This window comes from Pseudomonas zanjanensis, assembly GCF_014268745.2.
GTDB lineage: Bacteria > Pseudomonadota > Gammaproteobacteria > Pseudomonadales > Pseudomonadaceae > Aquipseudomonas > Aquipseudomonas zanjanensis.
Map to the genome: position 1 here is coordinate 25,970 of NZ_JABWRB020000007.1, position 17,792 is coordinate 43,761.

13 protein-coding genes, 2 tRNA genes and 1 pseudogene are annotated in these 17,792 nt (G+C 61.4%); 2 read left to right on the plus strand and 14 right to left on the minus strand.

All coding sequences use genetic code 11. The features are described 5' to 3' along the window. Positions 1 to 215: 215 nt before the first annotated feature. From HU715_RS25555 to rnr, 8 genes are all read right to left on the minus strand, one after another. Positions 216 to 2,516, minus strand: coding sequence for a YgiQ family radical SAM protein (locus HU715_RS25555; protein WP_186707857.1), 2,301 nt, complete (start codon positions 2,514 to 2,516; stop codon positions 216 to 218). A 190-nt stretch (positions 2,517 to 2,706) separates the two neighbouring features. Then, complete coding sequence (dnaB, locus tag HU715_RS25560; RefSeq protein WP_027911801.1) at positions 2,707 to 4,104, minus strand: replicative DNA helicase; 1,398 nt, start codon at positions 4,102 to 4,104, stop codon at positions 2,707 to 2,709. Positions 4,105 to 4,221: 117 nt separating this feature from the next. Then, positions 4,222 to 4,668, minus strand: coding sequence for a 50S ribosomal protein L9 (gene rplI / locus HU715_RS25565; protein WP_003186385.1), 447 nt, complete (start codon positions 4,666 to 4,668; stop codon positions 4,222 to 4,224). 18 nt (positions 4,669 to 4,686) lie between these two features. Beyond that, the gene (locus HU715_RS25570) at positions 4,687 to 5,580 is read right to left on the minus strand and encodes a YybS family protein (protein WP_024618455.1); all 894 of its coding nucleotides are present in this window, start codon (positions 5,578 to 5,580) and stop codon (positions 4,687 to 4,689) included. A gap of 36 nt (positions 5,581 to 5,616) precedes the next feature. Continuing rightward, the gene (gene rpsR / locus HU715_RS25575; RefSeq protein ID WP_002551829.1) at positions 5,617 to 5,847 is read right to left on the minus strand and encodes a 30S ribosomal protein S18; all 231 of its coding nucleotides are present in this window, start codon (positions 5,845 to 5,847) and stop codon (positions 5,617 to 5,619) included. A 28-nt stretch (positions 5,848 to 5,875) separates the two neighbouring features. Then, positions 5,876 to 6,304, minus strand: coding sequence for a 30S ribosomal protein S6 (gene rpsF, locus HU715_RS25580; protein ID WP_003186395.1), 429 nt, complete (start codon positions 6,302 to 6,304; stop codon positions 5,876 to 5,878). Positions 6,305 to 6,611: 307 nt separating this feature from the next. Continuing rightward, a complete protein-coding gene (rlmB, locus tag HU715_RS25585; RefSeq protein WP_060739416.1) occupies positions 6,612 to 7,370 on the minus strand; it encodes a 23S rRNA (guanosine(2251)-2'-O)-methyltransferase RlmB in 759 nt (252 codons plus the stop codon). Continuing rightward, positions 7,367 to 9,997 carry a ribonuclease R gene (gene rnr, locus HU715_RS25590; protein ID WP_186707859.1) on the minus strand — a complete coding sequence of 877 codons (2,631 nt, stop codon included), beginning with the start codon at positions 9,995 to 9,997 and terminating at the stop codon, positions 7,367 to 7,369. The genes rlmB and rnr overlap by 4 nt, the downstream gene beginning before the upstream one ends. A gap of 227 nt (positions 9,998 to 10,224) precedes the next feature. Between rnr and HU715_RS25595 the strand changes: the two genes are divergently transcribed. Together HU715_RS25595 and HU715_RS25600 are read left to right on the plus strand one after the other, a co-directional pair. After that, positions 10,225 to 10,311, plus strand: a tRNA-Leu gene (locus HU715_RS25595). A gap of 176 nt (positions 10,312 to 10,487) precedes the next feature. Continuing rightward, positions 10,488 to 10,574, plus strand: a tRNA-Leu gene (locus tag HU715_RS25600). A 223-nt stretch (positions 10,575 to 10,797) separates the two neighbouring features. Here the strand turns inward: HU715_RS25600 and HU715_RS27740 are convergent. The 6 genes and pseudogenes from HU715_RS27740 to hflK form a co-directional block, all read right to left on the minus strand. Continuing rightward, the gene (locus HU715_RS27740; RefSeq protein WP_434576627.1) at positions 10,798 to 11,682 is read right to left on the minus strand and encodes a methyl-accepting chemotaxis protein; all 885 of its coding nucleotides are present in this window, start codon (positions 11,680 to 11,682) and stop codon (positions 10,798 to 10,800) included. Positions 11,683 to 11,703: 21 nt separating this feature from the next. Further along, a pseudogene (locus tag HU715_RS27745) lies at positions 11,704 to 12,396 on the minus strand (methyl-accepting chemotaxis protein); the annotation flags it as partial. Positions 12,397 to 12,882: 486 nt separating this feature from the next. Beyond that, positions 12,883 to 14,175 carry an adenylosuccinate synthase gene (locus HU715_RS25610; RefSeq protein ID WP_003186407.1) on the minus strand — a complete coding sequence of 431 codons (1,293 nt, stop codon included), beginning with the start codon at positions 14,173 to 14,175 and terminating at the stop codon, positions 12,883 to 12,885. 54 nt (positions 14,176 to 14,229) lie between these two features. Then, the gene (locus HU715_RS25615) at positions 14,230 to 15,417 is read right to left on the minus strand and encodes an ATP phosphoribosyltransferase regulatory subunit (protein ID WP_186707978.1); all 1,188 of its coding nucleotides are present in this window, start codon (positions 15,415 to 15,417) and stop codon (positions 14,230 to 14,232) included. A 326-nt stretch (positions 15,418 to 15,743) separates the two neighbouring features. Continuing rightward, positions 15,744 to 16,613: a protease modulator HflC gene (hflC, locus tag HU715_RS25620; protein ID WP_053117908.1), complete on the minus strand. Its 870-nt coding sequence runs from the start codon at positions 16,611 to 16,613 to the stop codon at positions 15,744 to 15,746. Then, on the minus strand, positions 16,613 to 17,785 hold the full coding sequence (gene hflK / locus HU715_RS25625; RefSeq protein WP_186707980.1) for an FtsH protease activity modulator HflK: 1,173 nt from the start codon (positions 17,783 to 17,785) through the stop codon (positions 16,613 to 16,615). The genes hflC and hflK overlap by 1 nt, the downstream gene beginning before the upstream one ends. Positions 17,786 to 17,792: the final 7 nt, after the last annotated feature.

Sequence of the window (17,792 nt, forward strand, 5' to 3'; positions counted from 1 at the left end):
CTTGCTCCCGCTCGGCGGCGAAGCCGTCGTAAACCGGGCGCCACGGTCTATCTGAAACCTTGCATGGGATTGTTTGGGGCCGCTTCGCAGCCCAGCGGGAGCAAGCCCCCTCGCCACAAAGGCTATGCGGGCGCCACGATAACAAACGGCCAGCACCGCCGCTAGAAAGCAAAACGCCAGCACTTAGGCTGGCGTTTTGCGGGGCTGCAAGGCGATCAGCGCGGCACGACGGGCTTGCGCGCTGGTTTCGGTCCTTTGCCCTTGGCGGCATCCTTGCGTTCCTTGGCGGCCTGCTGGTTGCGGGCGAATGCCGCGGCCTTGGCCTGCTCGCGCTTGTCCCATGGGTTGCCACCGTCGCTGGCTCGCGGCGGCAGGCCGGTGTGCTGGGTCAGGATCTTGGTGGTTTCCTTGCCCACCTTGTGGCTGCCGGCTGGCGTCGAGTTCTTGCGACGGGCGCTCTGGTAGCTGTCGGTGGCCGGCTGGTGCAACGGAATCAACTGGTTCTTGCCCGGCCCGATCAGGTCGGCGCGGCCCATGCGGGTCAACGCTTCGCGCAGCATCGGCCAGCCTTTCGGGTCGTGATACCGCAGGAAAGCCTTGTGCAGGCGGCGCTGCTCCTCGCTCTTGACGATGGTCACCCCGTCGCTCTTGTAGGTGACCTTGCGCAGCGGGTTCTTGCCCGAGTGGTACATGGCGGTGGCGGTGGCCATCGGCGACGGATAGAACGCCTGCACCTGGTCGGCCCGGAAGCCGTTGCCCTTGAGCCACAGCGCCAGGTTCATCATGTCTTCGTCGGTGGTGCCCGGGTGGGCGGCGATGAAGTACGGAATCAGGTACTGCTCTTTCCCGGCTTCCTTGGTGTACTTCTCGAACATCCGCTTGAACTTGTCATAGCTGCCGATGCCCGGCTTCATCATCTGGTTGAGCGGACCTTCCTCGGTGTGTTCCGGGGCGATCTTCAGGTAGCCGCCGACGTGGTGGGTCACCAGCTCCTTGACGTATTCCGGCGATTCGACTGCCAGGTCGTAACGCAAGCCAGAGGCAATCAGGATCTTCTTCACCCCAGGCAATGCCCGGGCGCTGCGGTACAGCTGAATCAGCGAAGAATGGTCGGTGTTCAGGTTCGGGCAGATGCCGGGGAACACACAGGACGGCTTGCGGCACGCGGATTCGATTTCCGGGCTCTTGCAGGCAATGCGGTACATGTTCGCGGTCGGCCCGCCGAGGTCGGAAATCACCCCAGTGAAACCTGGAACCTTGTCGCGGATCTCTTCGATCTCGCGAATGATCGACTCTTCGGAACGGTTCTGGATGATCCGGCCTTCGTGCTCGGTGATCGAGCAGAAGGTGCAGCCACCAAAGCAGCCGCGCATGATGTTCACCGAGAAACGGATCATCTCGTAGGCCGGGATCTTCTCCTTGCCGTACGCCGGATGGGGAACACGTGCGTAAGGCATGCCAAACACGTAGTCCATTTCTTCAGTGGTCATCGGAATGGGCGGCGGGTTGAACCAGACGTCGACTTCGCCGTGCTTCTGCACCAGGGCGCGGGCGTTGCCCGGGTTGGTTTCCAGATGCAGCACGCGGTTGGCGTGGGCATAGAGCACCGCGTCGCCACGGACCTTTTCCACCGATGGCAGGCGGATCACGGTCTTGTCGCGGGTCATTTTCGGGCTCGCCAGGATCTGCACGACCTTGGCTTCACTTGGATCTTCAACCGGACCTTTTTCCTGCTCGATGGCGCAGGCAGCGGTATCTTGGGTATTCACGTACGGGTTGATGATCTTGTCGATCTTGCCCGGACGGTCGATGCGCGTGGAATCGACTTCGTACCAGCCTTGCGGCGTGTCACGGCGGATAAACGCGGTGCCACGCACATCGGTGATGTCTTCGATCTTGTGGCCATAGGACAAGCGCTGGGCGACTTCGACAATCGCCCGCTCGGCGTTGCCGTAGAGCAGGATGTCGGCGCAGGCGTCGATCAGGATCGAGTTGCGCACCCGGTCCTGCCAGTAATCATAGTGGGCGATGCGGCGCAGGGACGCTTCGATGCCGCCGAGCACGATCGGTACATGCTTGTAGGCTTCCTTGCAGCGCTGGCTGTAGACCAGGCTCGCACGGTCCGGCCGCTTGCCCGCCAAACCGCCCGGGGTGTAAGCGTCGTCGGAGCGGATTTTCTTGTCGGCGGTGTAGCGGTTGATCATCGAGTCCATGTTGCCGGCCGCGACGCCGAAAAACAGGTTGGGCTCGCCAAGCTTCATGAAGTCGTCTTTGGACTGCCAGTTCGGCTGGGCAATGATCCCGACACGGAAGCCCTGGGCCTCCAGCAAACGGCCAATGATCGCCATGCCGAACGACGGGTGATCGACGTAGGCATCACCGGTGACGATGATGATGTCGCACGAATCCCAGCCGAGCTGATCCATCTCCTCCCTGCTCATGGGCAGGAACGGCGCCGGGCCGAAACATTCGGCCCAGTACTTGGGATAGTCAAATAACGGCTTGGCTGCTTGCATGTCGATGACCGGTATAAAGGATGAAAAATCGCGGGCGCGGAATATAGCACAAAAATTGATCAATTCCGACGGCTATGGTCGGAAATCGGCGGTCCCTCTGTGGGAGCGGGCTTGCTCGCGAAAGCGGCGTGTCAGTTGACATTGAAGTGGTCTGGCACACCGCCTTCGCGAGCAAGCCCGCTCCCACAAGTTATTCGTCATCATCAAAATTGTAGCTACCCGGCGCCAGGTTTTCGAAACGCGTGTATTTGCCGATGAACGCCAGGCGGATAAAGCCGATCGGGCCGTTCCGCTGCTTGCCGATGATGATTTCGGCGATGCCCTTGTGTTCGGTCTCGGGGTGATACACCTCGTCCCGGTAGACGAACATGATCACGTCGGCGTCCTGCTCGATCGCTCCGGATTCCCGCAAGTCGGAGTTCACCGGGCGTTTGTTGGGGCGCTGTTCCAGGGAACGGTTCAACTGGGACAGGGCCACCACCGGGCAGTTGAATTCCTTGGCCAGGGCCTTGAGGGAACGGGAGATCTCGGAAATCTCGTTGGTCCGGTTGTCGCCGCTGGAACCGGGGATCTGCATCAATTGCAGGTAGTCGATCATGATCAGCGCAATGTCACCGTGCTCACGCACCAGGCGCCGGGTCCGGGCGCGCATTTCCGACGGGCTGATGCCCGCCGTATCATCGATGAACAGCTTGCGGTCGTTGAGCAGGTTGACCGCCGAGGTGAGGCGCGGCCAGTCGTCGTCTTCCAGTTGGCCGGAACGGACCTTGGTCTGGTCGATACGCCCCAGGGACGAGAGCATACGCATGATCAGCGATTCGCCTGGCATCTCGAGGGAATACACCAGCACCGCCTTGTCGCTGCGCAGCACGGCGTTTTCCACCAGGTTCATCGCAAAGGTGGTCTTACCCATGGACGGTCGGCCGGCGACGATGATCAGGTCGGACGGTTGCAGGCCGCTGGTCTTCTCGTCGAGGTCGGTGTAGCCGGTGGACAGGCCGGTGATGGCGTTGTCGGTGTTGAACAAGGTGTCGATGCGGTCGATGGCCTTGGTCAGCAGGTCGTTGACGCTCACCGGGCCGCCGGTTTTCGGCCGGGCCTCGGCGATCTGGAAGATCTGCCGCTCGGCTTCGTCAAGGATCTCGGCGGCAGTGCGGCCTTCCGGGTTGAAGGCACTGTCGGCGATCTCGGTGCTGATGCCGATCAACTGGCGCAAGGTCGCCCGCTCGCGCACGATCTGGGCATAAGCCTTGATGTTGGCGACCGACGGCGTGTTTTTCGCCAGTTCACCCAGGTAACCCAGGCCGCCGACCTGGGACGTCTGCCCTTCCTTGTCCAATTGCTCGGCCAGGGTCACGACGTCGATCGGCATGTTCTGATCGGCCAGACGGGCGATCGCACGGAAAATCAGGCGGTGGTCATGCCGGTAGAAATCGCCATCGGAGACTTGATCGAGCACACGTTCCCAGGCGTTGTTATCCAACATCAGGCCGCCCAGCACGGCCTGTTCGGCCTCGATGGAATGCGGAGGCACCTTCAGGGCAGCGGTTTGCAGATCGTATTGCTCGGGGGCGGTGATTTCGTTCATGGCCACGTCTGGTTATGAAAATCAGGAATTGCAGAAAGACAAAGGGCACGACCTGTAAACAGGATCGTGCCCGATGTTACCGGCAAGCACCCAAGGGTGCCAGCCGACAGGTGTTGCTTAGGCTGCTACCACGACAACGCGTACGGTGGCTTCAACTTCGGCGTGCAGGTGCACGGCTACGTCGAATTCGCCTACGTTGCGGATGGTGCCGTTCGGCAGACGAACTTCGCTTTTCGCAACTTCAACGCCGGAGGCGGTCAGTGCGTCAGCGATGTCGTGAGTACCGATCGAACCGAACAGCTTGCCTTCGTCGCCAGCGGTGGCAGTGATGGTCACTTCCAGCTCGGCCAGTTGGGCAGCACGGCTTTCAGCCGATGCTTTACGGTCTGCGGCGGCTTTTTCCAGCTCAGCGCGACGCTCTTCGAACGCAGCCAGGTTGGCAGCGGTCGCAGCGGTGGCTTTGCCGAAAGGCAGCAGGTAGTTACGACCGTAGCCGGCCTTAACGTTTACTTTATCGCCCAGGTTGCCCAGGTTGGCGATTTTTTCCAGAAGGATCAGTTGCATGTGAAAATCCTCTAACTTTTAACCTTCACCGTTCGCGTTGTCGGCGTCTTTCGGCGCCATACGACCGCGAAAATCAATCAGGCTGTCGACGATGGCCAAGACCACCAGCAACGGATAGATCAGCTGCATGAACAGCAACAACGTGACGTACAACCCCACCAGCCAGAACCTGGCCAGTCGCTTTTGCGCCACCAGCCCGTGAATCAGGGCCAGGGCGGCAAAGACCAGCGGTACACTGCACAACGGCGTGAGCATCGCCATCTGCGGACCGAAGTTCGGCCCCAGAAGCATGCCCGCCAACAGCAACATCGCCAGCCCAAGCGGGAAACGGATGGCGCGAAACTCGCGACCAAAACCACCCGGGTTGTACAACAACGCCTGCCAGTAGCGCCCGATAACCAGGCTCAGCACACTGACGATTTGCAACAAGGCCGCAATCAGTCCGGTCAGGACGGGGGCGATCAGGGACGCGAAACGCGCCTGCTCTTCTACCGACATCTGCTGGTAGAGATCACCGAGCGCCTCGGGCAGGATTTTTATCAAAGCCTGCGACAGCATCTCGATCTGGGGTGCGAAAGCCACCCCGAGCACCACTGAAAACACCACGCCTATCGCTATGCTGACCAGCAGCACGCGGTTCCAGGATTCGCTAGCGCGCAACACCAACGCCAGCGCCGAAGTCCCCAGCAGTACCATGACTGCACGCGGGTCCGCGGAATACAACCACCAGAGCAAGGCCGGCAGCAGTCCTAGAGCAAGAACGCCCAAGGCGTCCCTCAATCCGCGCCGCAGGAGTACAAGACTCCCGGCGGCAGCACCCAACCAATACAACAACGGCAATGCCGCGCATCCAGCCACTACCAGAGTGGCCTGCATACGACCGCGCATGATGAACTCAGCTAAGGCGCGCATGCATTCAATCCCTTACTACTCGTCGACTGCCCGGTCTCAGCGGCCGTGGCTGTCGGTGTAGGCCAGCAGGGCCAGGAAGCGGGCGCGCTTGATAGCGGTGGCCAGCTGACGCTGATAACGAGCTTTGGTACCGGTGATACGGCTTGGAACGATTTTGCCGGTCTCGGATACGTAGGCTTTCAGAGTGTTGAGATCTTTGTAATCGATCTCTTTCACGTCTTCAGCGGTGAAGCGGCAGAATTTACGACGACGGAAGAAACGTGCCATGTGATTGGCTCCTTAAAAGGTCCGTGGATTACTCGTCAGCGTTATCGCTGTTGTCGCTGTCGCTATCGCTGTCATCGCCATCGGCGCTGTCAGAGTGCTCAGGACGGTCGCGACGCTCACGGCGCTCACTGCGGTTTTCTTCAGCCTTGAGCATCTCGGATTGGCCAGTGACGGCTTCTTCGCGACGGATGACCAGGTTACGGATCACTGCATCGTTGTAGCGGAAGTTGTCTTCCAGCTCGGCCAGGGCCTTGCCAGTGCACTCAACGTTCAGCATCACGTAGTGAGCCTTGTGAACATTGTTGATTGCGTAGGCCAGTTGACGACGGCCCCAATCTTCCAGACGGTGGATTTTGCCGCCGTCTTCTTCGATCAGCTTGGTGTAACGCTCAACCATGCCGCCGACTTGCTCGCTTTGATCCGGGTGGACCAAAAAGATGATTTCGTAATGACGCATGAATGCTCCTTACGGGTTGTAGCCTGCCGCTCAAAAACGGTCAGACAAGGAGTGAATGACACTTATGGACTTGAGGACGCTAGACACATAAGTGCCTGCCATCACAGCAAGGGGCGCAATTGTAGAGAAGGGGCGAAGGCGGCGCAAGGCAATTGGCGATTATTTGAACAACCGCTGATTTCCACCTCAACACAAAACAATGTGGGAGCGGGCTTGCTCGCGAAAGCGGTCCGACATTCAACATATTTGCCGAATGACACTCCGCTTTCGCGAGCAAGCCCGCTCCCACAATTGATTTACGCCTGGATCAGGGCTTTTTGGCGACAGCCTTGACGCTACGCTGGCGCAGCGCCTCGAACAGGCACACGCCGGTGGCCACCGAGACGTTGAGACTGCTGACGCTGCCGGCCATCGGCAACTTGACCAAATAGTCGCAATGCTCGCGGGTCAGGCGGCGCATGCCCTTGCCTTCGGCGCCCATGATCAGGATCGTCGGGCCCGTCAGGTCCTGGTCATAGATGCTGACCTCGGCCTCGCCCGCCGTACCGACGACCCACAGGCCGCGCTGCTGGAGTTTTTCCAGGGTGCGCGCCAGGTTGGTCACCGCCACCAACGGAATCACTTCCGCCGCGCCGCAAGCGACTTTACGCACCACCGGCGTCAACGTCGCCGACTTGTCCTTGGGCACGATGACCGCCAATGCTCCGGCGGCATCCGCCGAACGCAGGCAGGCGCCGAGGTTGTGGGGATCGGTCACGCCGTCCAGCACCAGCAACAGCGGAGCGCCTTCGGTACGGTCGAGCAGCTCGTCGAGCATGGCTTCGCCCCAGACCTGGCTCGGACTGACGTCCGCGACCACGCCTTGGTGAACGCCCTCGACCCACGCGTCCATTTCACGACGCTCGGCCTGGCCGATGGCAACCTTGTTTTGGGTAGCCAGTTCGACCAGCGCTTGCACACGCGGCTCGCTGCGACCTTCCGCCAACCACACTTGCTTGACACGCTTGGGGTGGTGACGCAGCAGGGCTTCTACGGCGTGCACGCCGTAGATTTTTTCCAGACTCATGACTTGGCCTTAGGTTTGCGCGACCCGCCGCTTTTCGCGGGGGCCGAACCCGCTTTTGGCGGGCCTTTACGGTGTTTGCTTGGCTTGCTCGACGACTTTTCCGCCCCGTGGGACTTTCCCCCAGACGCCGCTTTACCACCGCTCTTGGCTTCGTTGAGCAACTGCTGCTTCAACTCGCGACTCTTGCGCAGTTCGGCGTTTTTCGCCGCTGCGTCGCTGGGGCGGTAGGCTTCGGGGGCCTTGTCCTTGGTAGACGAACGGCGACCAGCCTTGGCTGGCTCAGGCGCTGCGGTTTTTGCCGGGGCACCCTTGCCCTTGCTCGCAGGCGCCGCGGTCTCGCTGCCGCGCTTTTTACGGCCAGTCGGCGCTTCGGCCGGCTTGTCGGACATTCCGAAGTCGATCTTGCGCTCGTCGAGGTCGACGCGCATGACCTGCACTTCCACGGTGTCGCCCAGCCGGAAGCTGCGACCGGTGCGCTCGCCCGCCAAGCGGTGATGCACAGGATCAAAGTGGTAGTAATCACCCGGCAAGGCGGTGACGTGCACCAGGCCCTCGACATAGATATCGGTCAGCTCGACGAACAGACCAAAGCCGGTCACTGCCGTGATCACGCCAGGGAACGACTCGCCCACGCGATCCTTCATGAACTCGCACTTGAGCCAGTTCACCACGTCGCGGGTCGCTTCGTCGGCACGGCGCTCGCTCATGGAGCACTGCTCGCCCAACTGTTCCAGGGCCGCCTCGTCGTACGGATAGATCCGTGCCTTCGGAATGGTCATGGCACCGGCGCGCTTGACGTGCGGGGTGTTCTGCTTGGAATGGATCACGCTGCGGATCGCGCGGTGCGTGAGCAGGTCCGGATAACGACGGATCGGCGAGGTGAAGTGGGTGTACGCCTCGTAATTCAGACCGAAGTGGCCCTGGTTGTCGGCGCTGTACACCGCCTGGCTCAGGGAGCGCAGCATCACGGTCTGGATCACATGGTAATCCGGACGATCCTTGATGCTGGCCAGCAGTGCCTGGTAGTCCTTCGGCGTCGGACCGTCCTTGCCTTTGTGCAGGGACAGGCCGAGCTCGCCGAGGAAGGCGCGCAGTTTTTCCAGGCGCTCCGGCGGCGGGCCGTCGTGCACGCGGTACAACGCCGGAATCTCGTGTTTCTTGAGGAATTCGGCAGTGGCCACGTTGGCCGCCAGCATGCACTCTTCGATCAGCTTGTGCGCATCGTTACGGGTGGTCGGGGTGATCGCGGCGATCTTGCGCTCGGAACCGAAGACAATCCGGGTTTCCTGGGTCTCGAAATCGATCGCGCCACGCACGTGACGGGCACCCAGCAACACCTTGTACAGCGCGTACAGTTGCTTGAGGTGCGGCACCACGCCAGCGTATTCGGTACGCAGGGCCTTGGCTTCACTGGTCTTCGGCGTTTCCAGGATGGTGCTGACCTTGTTGTAGGTCAGGCGCGCCTGGGAGTGGATCACCGCTTCGTAGAACTGGTAGTCGGTCATTTCGCCGGTTTTGGAGATGGTCATCTCGCACACCATGGCCAAACGGTCGACTTTCGGGTTCAGCGAGCACAGGCCGTTGGACAGCTGCTCAGGCAGCATCGGGATCACGCGCTCAGGGAAATACACGGAGTTGCCGCGCACCTGGGCTTCGTTATCCAGGGCCGAACCGATCTTCACGTAGCTGGACACGTCGGCAATCGCGACGAACAACTTCCAGCCGCCGGAGAACAGGCGCAGCTTGCCGGGCTTGGCTTCGCAGTACACCGCATCGTCGAAGTCGCGGGCATCTTCGCCGTCGATGGTGACGAACGGCAGATGGCGCAAGTCGATGCGTTTTTCTTTATCTTTCTCTTCGACTTCCGGCTTGAGCTTGGCGGCTTCCTTGAGCACAGCGTCGGGCCAGACGTGAGGAATGTCGTAGGTGCGCAACGCAACGTCGATCTCCATGCCCGGCGCCATGTAGTTGCCGACCACTTCAACGATATCGCCCTGTGGCTGGAAGCGCGCAGTGGGCCAGTGGGTGATTTTCACCTCGACGAACTGACCCACCTTCGCGGCGCCATTACGGCCCGGGGTAATCAGCACTTCCTGCTGGACCTTCGGGTTATCCGGCACAACGAAACCGATGCCGCCTTCTTCGAAGTAACGGCCAACGATACTTTCATGGGCGCGGGACACCACTTCGACGATCACGCCTTCACGGCGACCGCGGCGGTCCAGGCCGGACACACGAGCCAGGGCCCGGTCACCGTCGAACACCAGGCGCATTTGCGCCGGGCTCATGAACAGGTCGTCGCTGCCATCGTCCGGGATCAGGAAGCCGAAGCCGTCACGGTGACCGGCGATGCGGCCGAGGATCAGGTCGAGCTTGTCCACCGGCGCATAGGTGCCGCGCCGGGTGTAGATCAGTTGAGCGTCGCGCTCCATGGCGCGCAGACGGCGGCGCAGGGCTTCGAGTTGGTCCTCGGTGGTCAGACCGAACTCTTCGACCAACTGCTCGCGGCTAGCAGGCGAACCCCGATCGGCGAGATGCGCCAGGATCAGTTCACGGCTAGGAATAGGGTTTTCATATTTTTCCGCTTCACGAGCGGCCTCGGGATCGAGGGACTGCCAATCGGCCATTAGAGAGTTTTCACCTTGTCTATATGCGGGTTAGTTTGGCATAGGCTTAATGAAACGGGAAATTTCAAGCAATCGATAGCGTTTCCAGCGTCATTTGGCCAGCCCTTTGGCACCCCGGGAAGCACCGCTCGTGAAATTTAGCGGTTTTTTTCTCCGCAGGGGTTTACAGTTAAAAACACGCTCCGTATAGTGCGCGCCATCGACGACGTACACACGTTGCCGATACTGCCCAGATGGTGAAATTGGTAGACACGCCAGCTTCAGGTGCTGGTGACCGCAAGGTCGTGGAAGTTCGAGTCTTCTTCTGGGCACCAATTTCGAGCAGCAGGTCAATGGCTTGCAAGCTCAACAAAAACCCGCGAAAGCGGGTTTTTGCATTTCTGCCCCTTGGATTTGCGCCTGGCAATTACTAAAACAAAAACAGGGGTTTACAGATCAAAACGCGCTCCGTATAGTGCGCGACATCAACAGCGGCAACGCTGAAGATGCTGCCCAGATGGTGAAATTGGTAGACACGCCAGCTTCAGGTGCTGGTGACCGCAAGGTCGTGGAAGTTCGAGTCTTCTTCTGGGCACCAATTCAAGCTTCAAGGTTAGGCCTTGAACCTCACAGAAACCCGCGAAAGCGGGTTTTTGCGTTTCTGGGTATTGGAAAGCAGACACGAATGCATTCGAGGCATTGAAACCGCTTTCGCGAGCAGGCTCGCTCCCACAGTTGACCTCAAGCGCCCACAGATTCTGCGTTCACTGTAATCCCCTGTGGGAGCGAGCCTGCTCGCGATTAGGCCAGCTCAAACAACGCTAAGCCCTGAACTGCCCCAGGCTGGCCTTCAACTGCGCCGCCAGACTGTCCAGCACCTTGCCGCTGGCAGTGGTCTCAACGACAGCCTGGGCCGCCTTCTCGGCCTGGGCATGGATGGTTTCCACCCGCCCACGCACCGCTTGCGCGCCCTGGGCTTGATGGGCCGCCGCCTGGGTCGCCAGACCGATGGCCGCATGCACCTGCTCGACGGACGCCTGCACCGACTGCTGCAGCCGCGCGCTGTCACGCAACACCAACAAACCTTCGCTGGCCTGACGCCCCGCCTGGCCAATGGCGGCCACCGCCTCGCGAGCGCCTTGCTGCAAGGCCACGATGTGCGCCTGGATATCGCCCGTCGAGCTCTGGGTCTTGCTCGCCAACGCCCGCACCTCGTCCGCTACCACCGCAAACCCGCGCCCGGTTTCCCCGGCCCGCGCCGCCTCGATGGCCGCGTTCAGGGCCAGCAAGTTGGTCTGCTCGGCAATGCCATGAATCACCGTCAGCACCACTTCAATCTGTTCGCTCTGCTGCGCCAGGCGCTCGATCACTTTCGCCCCGGTGTCCACCTGGCCGGCCAGCGCCTCGATCAAGCCGCCGACCTTGGCCGAAGTCCGGGTGTTTTCATCGGTGGCCTGGCGGATTTCCACCACTTGTTGCAGCGCCGCCTGCATTGCCTGACTTTCCGATTGAGCTTCGTCAGCCATTTGCGACAGCGCACGCAGGCTCTCGGCCACTTCATCGCGCTGCATCCCGGCCGCCGCGTCGGCGCCGGAGTTGCGCAAGGTCATCGCGCCGATTTCCACGCCGGTACGCTGGGCCACATCGCCCGCCTCGCGCACGATGGGTTGCAACTTATCCACAAAGCGATTGACCGCCGAGGCCATGTCGCCGATTTCGTCCTTGCTGTTGATTTGCACACGCTTGGTCAGGTCACCCTCGCCCGCCGCCAGGTCGTTCATGGCGGCGATCAGCAGCTTCAAGCGATTGACCACTCGACGCCCCAGCACCACGGCCAGCAGCGCCAGCACGCCGAAGCCCACCAGCGCCAAGCCCAGGCCGATGCGCCAGCGCAAAGTGCCTGCGGCCTCCTGGACAGTGGAGGCGGTATTGGTTTGCATCTGCGTGGCCGTGGCCTGGGCCGACTCCAAGCGACCGCGCATGGCGGTGGCGCTGTCAGCCGCCGCGCCTTTGAGACTGTCGCCGACCAATTGGTCGCTGCTGGCGATCAAGGCCGAGAAGCGCTGGTCCAACGCCTTCAGGTCGGTTTCAACGGAAGCCGTGGAAACCCCCATCAAGACCTTGCCGATCTCTACGCCGTTGGGGTTAATCGAGGCTTCCAGGTAATACACAGATGGATCGTTCTTCGCCGCGTCCAGCACCTTGTCCAACGCCCGCTCGCCTTTGCCCTTCTCCAGCAGCGCCTTGTTGATCGGGTTTTCCCGGTTCAGGTAGCGAGTCAAGTGCTCACCGTTGGCGTCATCATAAATGACGAACAGCACGTTGGGATTGCGCTGGGCCCGACGGGCGAACTCAGAGAGGGTGGGCACGTCGTTATCCCACATGGCGCGCGGCGCAACGGACGCCAGGAGTTGCGCCATATCATTGGCGGAATCCCTCAAGTCCTTCTCCAACGTCCCACGCAACTGCGCCTGCTCGTCCTTCAGGCGAGCGGACAGCCCGGCGTTCAGTCGCTGGCGGGTATTGGCGGACAGGCTGTCCAGGCTCGACGTGACTTCGCGCCCGGCCTGCTCCAGCTCGGTGGAGAGCTTCTGGCTGTCCGCCCCCAGCCGCGTGCCAAGGTCAGCTTCCAGCGCCGTGACGGTGCTTCGGGTCAGCGCAACGGCCACCAGCACCTGCACCAAAAGGGCGATACCCAGGGTAACGAACACAGGCCGCAATAAACGGCTTTGTAACAGTGAGAGAACGGCCGACACGTGAAATCCCTCTACCAAACGCCATTAATTTGATGGCACTCGGAAAAGCGGTGCCTTAATGGAGTTGCATAGCAAGTGTCGTGCCGCCCGGCAGGCAGAAACGACAAAGGACCCTAATAAGGGCCCTTTGTGTGTTACATCAACGACTTATCAGGCAAACGGATGACGCAGAACGATGGTTTCGTTGCGGTCCGGCCCCGTCGAAATAATGTCGATCGGCGCGCCGACCAACTCTTCGACGCGCTTGATGTAGTTGCGCGCGGCCACCGGCAGCTCTTCCAGGGTCTTGGCGCCCACGGTCGATTCGGTCCAGCCCGGCATCTGCTCGTACACCGGCTCCAGGCCGATGTAGCTGTCGGCATCGGTCGGTGCGTCGATGACAGCGCCGTCCTGGTTCTTGTAGCCCACGCAGATGTTGATGGTTTCCAGGCCGTCCAGCACGTCCAGCTTGGTCAGGCACAGGCCCGAGATGCTGTTGACGTCGATGGCGCGACGCAGGATGACGGCATCGAACCAGCCGCAACGACGGGCACGGCCGGTGGTGGCACCGAACTCGTGGCCACGCTTGGCCAGGAAAGCACCGACGTCGTCGAACAGCTCAGTCGGGAATGGACCCGAACCGACGCGCGTGGTGTAGGCCTTGGTGATGCCCAGGATGTAGTCCAGGTACATCGGGCCGAAACCCGAACCGGTGGCGATGCCGCCGGCGGTGGTGTTGGAGCTGGTGACGTACGGGTAGGTACCGTGGTCGATATCCAGCAGCGAACCCTGGGCACCTTCGAACATGATGTCCTTGCCGGCGCGACGCAGCTCGTGCAGCTCGGCGGTGACGTCGAGCATCATCGGCTTGAGCAGCTCGGCGTATTCCATGCACTCATCCAGGGTTTTCTGGAAGTCGATGGCCGGCTCTTTGTAGTAATTGACCAGGACGAAGTTGTGGTAGTCCAGCAACTCACCCAGCTTGGCGGCGAAACGCTCACGGTGGAACAGGTCACCGATGCGCAGACCACGACGGGCCACCTTGTCTTCGTAGGCCGGGCCGATGCCACGACCGGTGGTGCCGATCTTCAGCTCGCCACGGGCCTTTTCACGGGCCTGGTCCAGCGCAACGTGGTAGGACAGGATCAGCGGGCAGGACGGGCTGATACGCAGGCGCTCGCGCACCGGTACGCCTTTTTCTTCCAGCTTGATGATTTCCCGCAGCAAGGCGTCGGGCGCAACCACCACACCGTTGCCGATCAGGCACTGGACGCCTTCGCGCAGCACGCCCGACGGAATCAGGTGCAGGACGGTTTTCTCACCGTCGATGACCAAGGTGTGGCCTGCGTTGTGGCCACCCTGGTAGCGCACTACGGCGGCAGCATGTTCGGTCAGCAGATCAACGATCTTGCCTTTGCCCTCATCACCCCACTGGGTGCCCAGGACTACGACATTCTTACCCATAACACTTGTCCTCATTCGCGCAAACTTGGTGCCGGCTTCGGCCGGCGGGAAAACTCAAGAAGCCAGCGGCAATACTTGCCAAAGCCCGTTCTGCTGAATCAATTGCCGGTCGCAGTCCGCTTCACGGGCGGCGGCCAAAGGTTGCCCTGGCAAAGCCTGGACAACACGCTGACCCTCACTGCGCAACTGGCAGACCGCCTGCCAGAGTGCCGCATCCGTACTGTCAGGCATCCAGATACCGCCAGACGGTAGCTCGACTTCAGCACGCCCCAGGGTCACCAGGGTTTTCAAATCGGTGGAGAAACCGGTCGCCGGACGGGCACGACCAAAGTCAGCGCCGATGTCGTCATAACGGCCGCCCTGGGCGATGGACTGCCCCACGCCCGGTACGAACACCGCGAACACGACACCGGTGTGGTAGTGATAACCGCGCAACTCGCCCAGGTCGAAATACAGCGGCAACTCGGGGAAGCGCACCGACAGACGCTCGGCAATCGCCAGCAAGTCGTCCAGCGCGGCCAACACCGGCGCCGGTGCATGGGCCAGGCGTTCACGGGCCGCGACCAATACTTCACGCCCGCCGCACAGGTCCACCAGCGCCCGCAGCATGCCCGACAGATCGGCCGGCAGGCCCTCGGTCAGGCTGATGACTTCGTCGATGGCCTTGCGCTGCAGGGCATCGAACAGCTGCTGTTCAACTTCGCCGGACAAACCGGCCGCACGGGCCAGGCCGCGATAGATGCCGACATGCCCCAGGTCCATGTGGACATCCGGCACGTCAGCCAGTTGCAGCATGGCCAGCATCAGGCTGATGACTTCCACGTCGCTGCTCGGGCTGGCATCGCCATACAACTCGGCGCCCAATTGGATCGGGCTGCGCGAAGAGGACAAGGCGCGCGGCTGGGCATGCAGCACACTGCCGGCGTAGCACAGGCGGCTCGGGCCCTCGCGGCGCAGGGTGTGGGCGTCGATGCGCGCCACTTGCGGCGTGATGTCGGCACGAAAGCCCATCTGCCGACCCGACTGCGGGTCGATTACCTTGAAGGTGCGCAGGTCCAGGTCCTGGCCCGCGCCGGTGAGCAGGGATTCCAGGTACTCGATATGCGGGGTGACGACGAACTCGTAACCCCAGCTCTGGAACAGATCCAACACCTGCCGACGCGCCACTTCGATACGCGCAGCTTCCGGTGGCAGTACTTCTTCGATGCCATCTGGCAGCAGCCAGCGGTCTACCGTTGCCATTACGCCATTCCCCTATGGTCCGGGCGGCCAGCTTTCGGACTGGCCTTGAGTGAAGCAGAAAATACCTGCGCCAGGCGCGCAGCTTGGGCAAAAAACGCGCAAGAGCGACGTGACGAATGGCCCATCATCGGCCTCGCCCGGCACTTTCCTCGAAAAACCTGTCGAGTCGTTCAACCCGACGCCTGCACCTATAAAACCGCAATCGAACGTGCAGACGCAAAAAAGCCGGGAATTTCCCGGCTGCCGCATCATACACACGTTTTCCCAAAGGATCACCCCGCCCGACGTTTTAGCCGCCGGGCGGAGTGTCTCAGGTCAACGCCGCATCAAGGCTTGGACTTTTCCAGGTAGTGGAAGAAGTCGCTGCTTGGGTCCAGGACCAGGACGTCGGATTTGTTCGCGAAGCTTTCACGGTAGGCACGCAGGCTACGGTAGAACGCGTAGAACTCCTGATCCTGACCATAAGCCTTGGCGTAGATCGAAGCGGCCTGGGCATCACCATCACCACGGACCTCTTCCGATTCACGATAGGCTTCGGCCAGCAGCACGCGGCGTTGGCGATCGGCGTCGGCACGGATGCCTTCGGCCAGCTCGTTACCCTTGGCGCGGTGCTCGCGAGCTTCACGCTCACGCTCGGTGCTCATCCGCTCGAACACGCTGCGGTTCACTTCCTTCGGCAGGTCGATAGCCTTGACCCGGACATCGACCACTTCGATACCCAGCTCTTTTTCCGCCATCGCATTCAGCGAACGGGTGATGTCGGCCATGAGCGCATCACGCTCGCCGGACACCACTTCATGCAGCGTGCGCTTACCGAACTGGTCACGCAGGCCCGATTCCAGACGACGGGACAGACGCTCGTCGGCGATCTGCTTGAGGCCCGAGGTCGCGGTGTAGAAGCGCTCGGCATCCTTCACGCGCCACTTGGCGTAGGCGTCCACCATCACGGCTTTCTTTTCCAGTGTCAGGAAGCGTTGCGTCGGCGCATCCAGCGTCATCAGGCGAGCGTCGAACTTGCGCACCTTGTTGACGTACGGCACCTTCACATGCAGCCCCGGCTGGACATCAGCCTGGACCACGCGACCGAATTGCAGCAACACCGCGCGCTCGGTCTGAGCCACGATGTAGAAGCAGTTCCAGGCAGCGATCGCCACGACGACACCGACAATAAGGGCGATCAGCGATTTATTGCTCATCAGCGACTCTCCCTGGTACGTGCTTGCTGTTGTTGCAGGTCCGCCGCCGCACGGGTGCTGGCCTCATTGCTGGCCGCCGTCGAACTGGCCGGTGGCGTACTGGTGTTTCGACCGCTCTCGACCATCTTGTCCAGCGGCAGGTACAGCAGATTGCTCTGGCCGTTCTTGTTGCCGGTCACGAGGACCTTGCTGGTGTTGCTGAAGACTTCCTGCATGGTGTCCAGGTACAGACGCTGGCGGGTCACTTCAGGGGCCTTGCGATATTCGGCCACCAGCTTGGTGAAGCGATCGGCCTCACCCTTGGCACGGGAGACCACTTCATCGCGGTAACCGTTGGCATCCTCGATAATGCGCTGGGCCTGGCCACGGGCTTCCGGCACGACGCCGTTGGCATAGGTTTCGGCCTGGTTGCGCGAACGCTGCTCGTCTTCACGGGCACGGATCACGTCATCGAAGGCTTCCTGGACCTCACGCGGTGCCGCTGCGCTCTGGACGTTGACCTGGGTGACGGTGATACCGGTGCGATAGGTATCGAGGAAACGTTGCAGACGCTCCTTGATTTCGCTCGCCATCAGCTCGCGACCTTCGGTCAGCACCTGGTCCATGGCGGTGGAACCCACCACATGGCGCAAGGCACTTTCGGTCGCGTGCTGCAAGCTGATCTCCGGCTGGTCGACGTTCAGCACGAAGTCCTGCAGGTTGGTGATCTTGTATTGCACGGTCAGCGGCACTTCGACGATGTTCTCGTCTTCCGTGAGCATCTGGCCCTGCTTGGTGTACGCCCGCTCACGCGTGACGTTCTCCATGTACTTCTGGTCGATCGGCGGGAAATAGATGTTCAGGCCCGGGCCAACCGTCTCGTAGTACTTGCCGAAGCGCAGCACCACGGCTTGCTCCTGTTCGTCCACGACATAGACCGCGCTGTACAGCCAGACAGCCGCCAGCACGACGAGGCCGATGCCGAGCAGGCCGAAACCGCCGCCCTTGCCCGAGCGACCACCGCCCTCATCACCGCGTTTTTTACCACCACCGAACAAACCGTTCAGGCTTTCCTGCAGCTTTCGGAAGGCCTCGTCGAGATCCGGCGGCCCCTTGCGGTCGCCGTTGTTACGACGCTTGCCACCCCAAGGATCCTGATTATTCGAGTTGCCACCCGGCTCATTCCAAGCCATAGCGCTC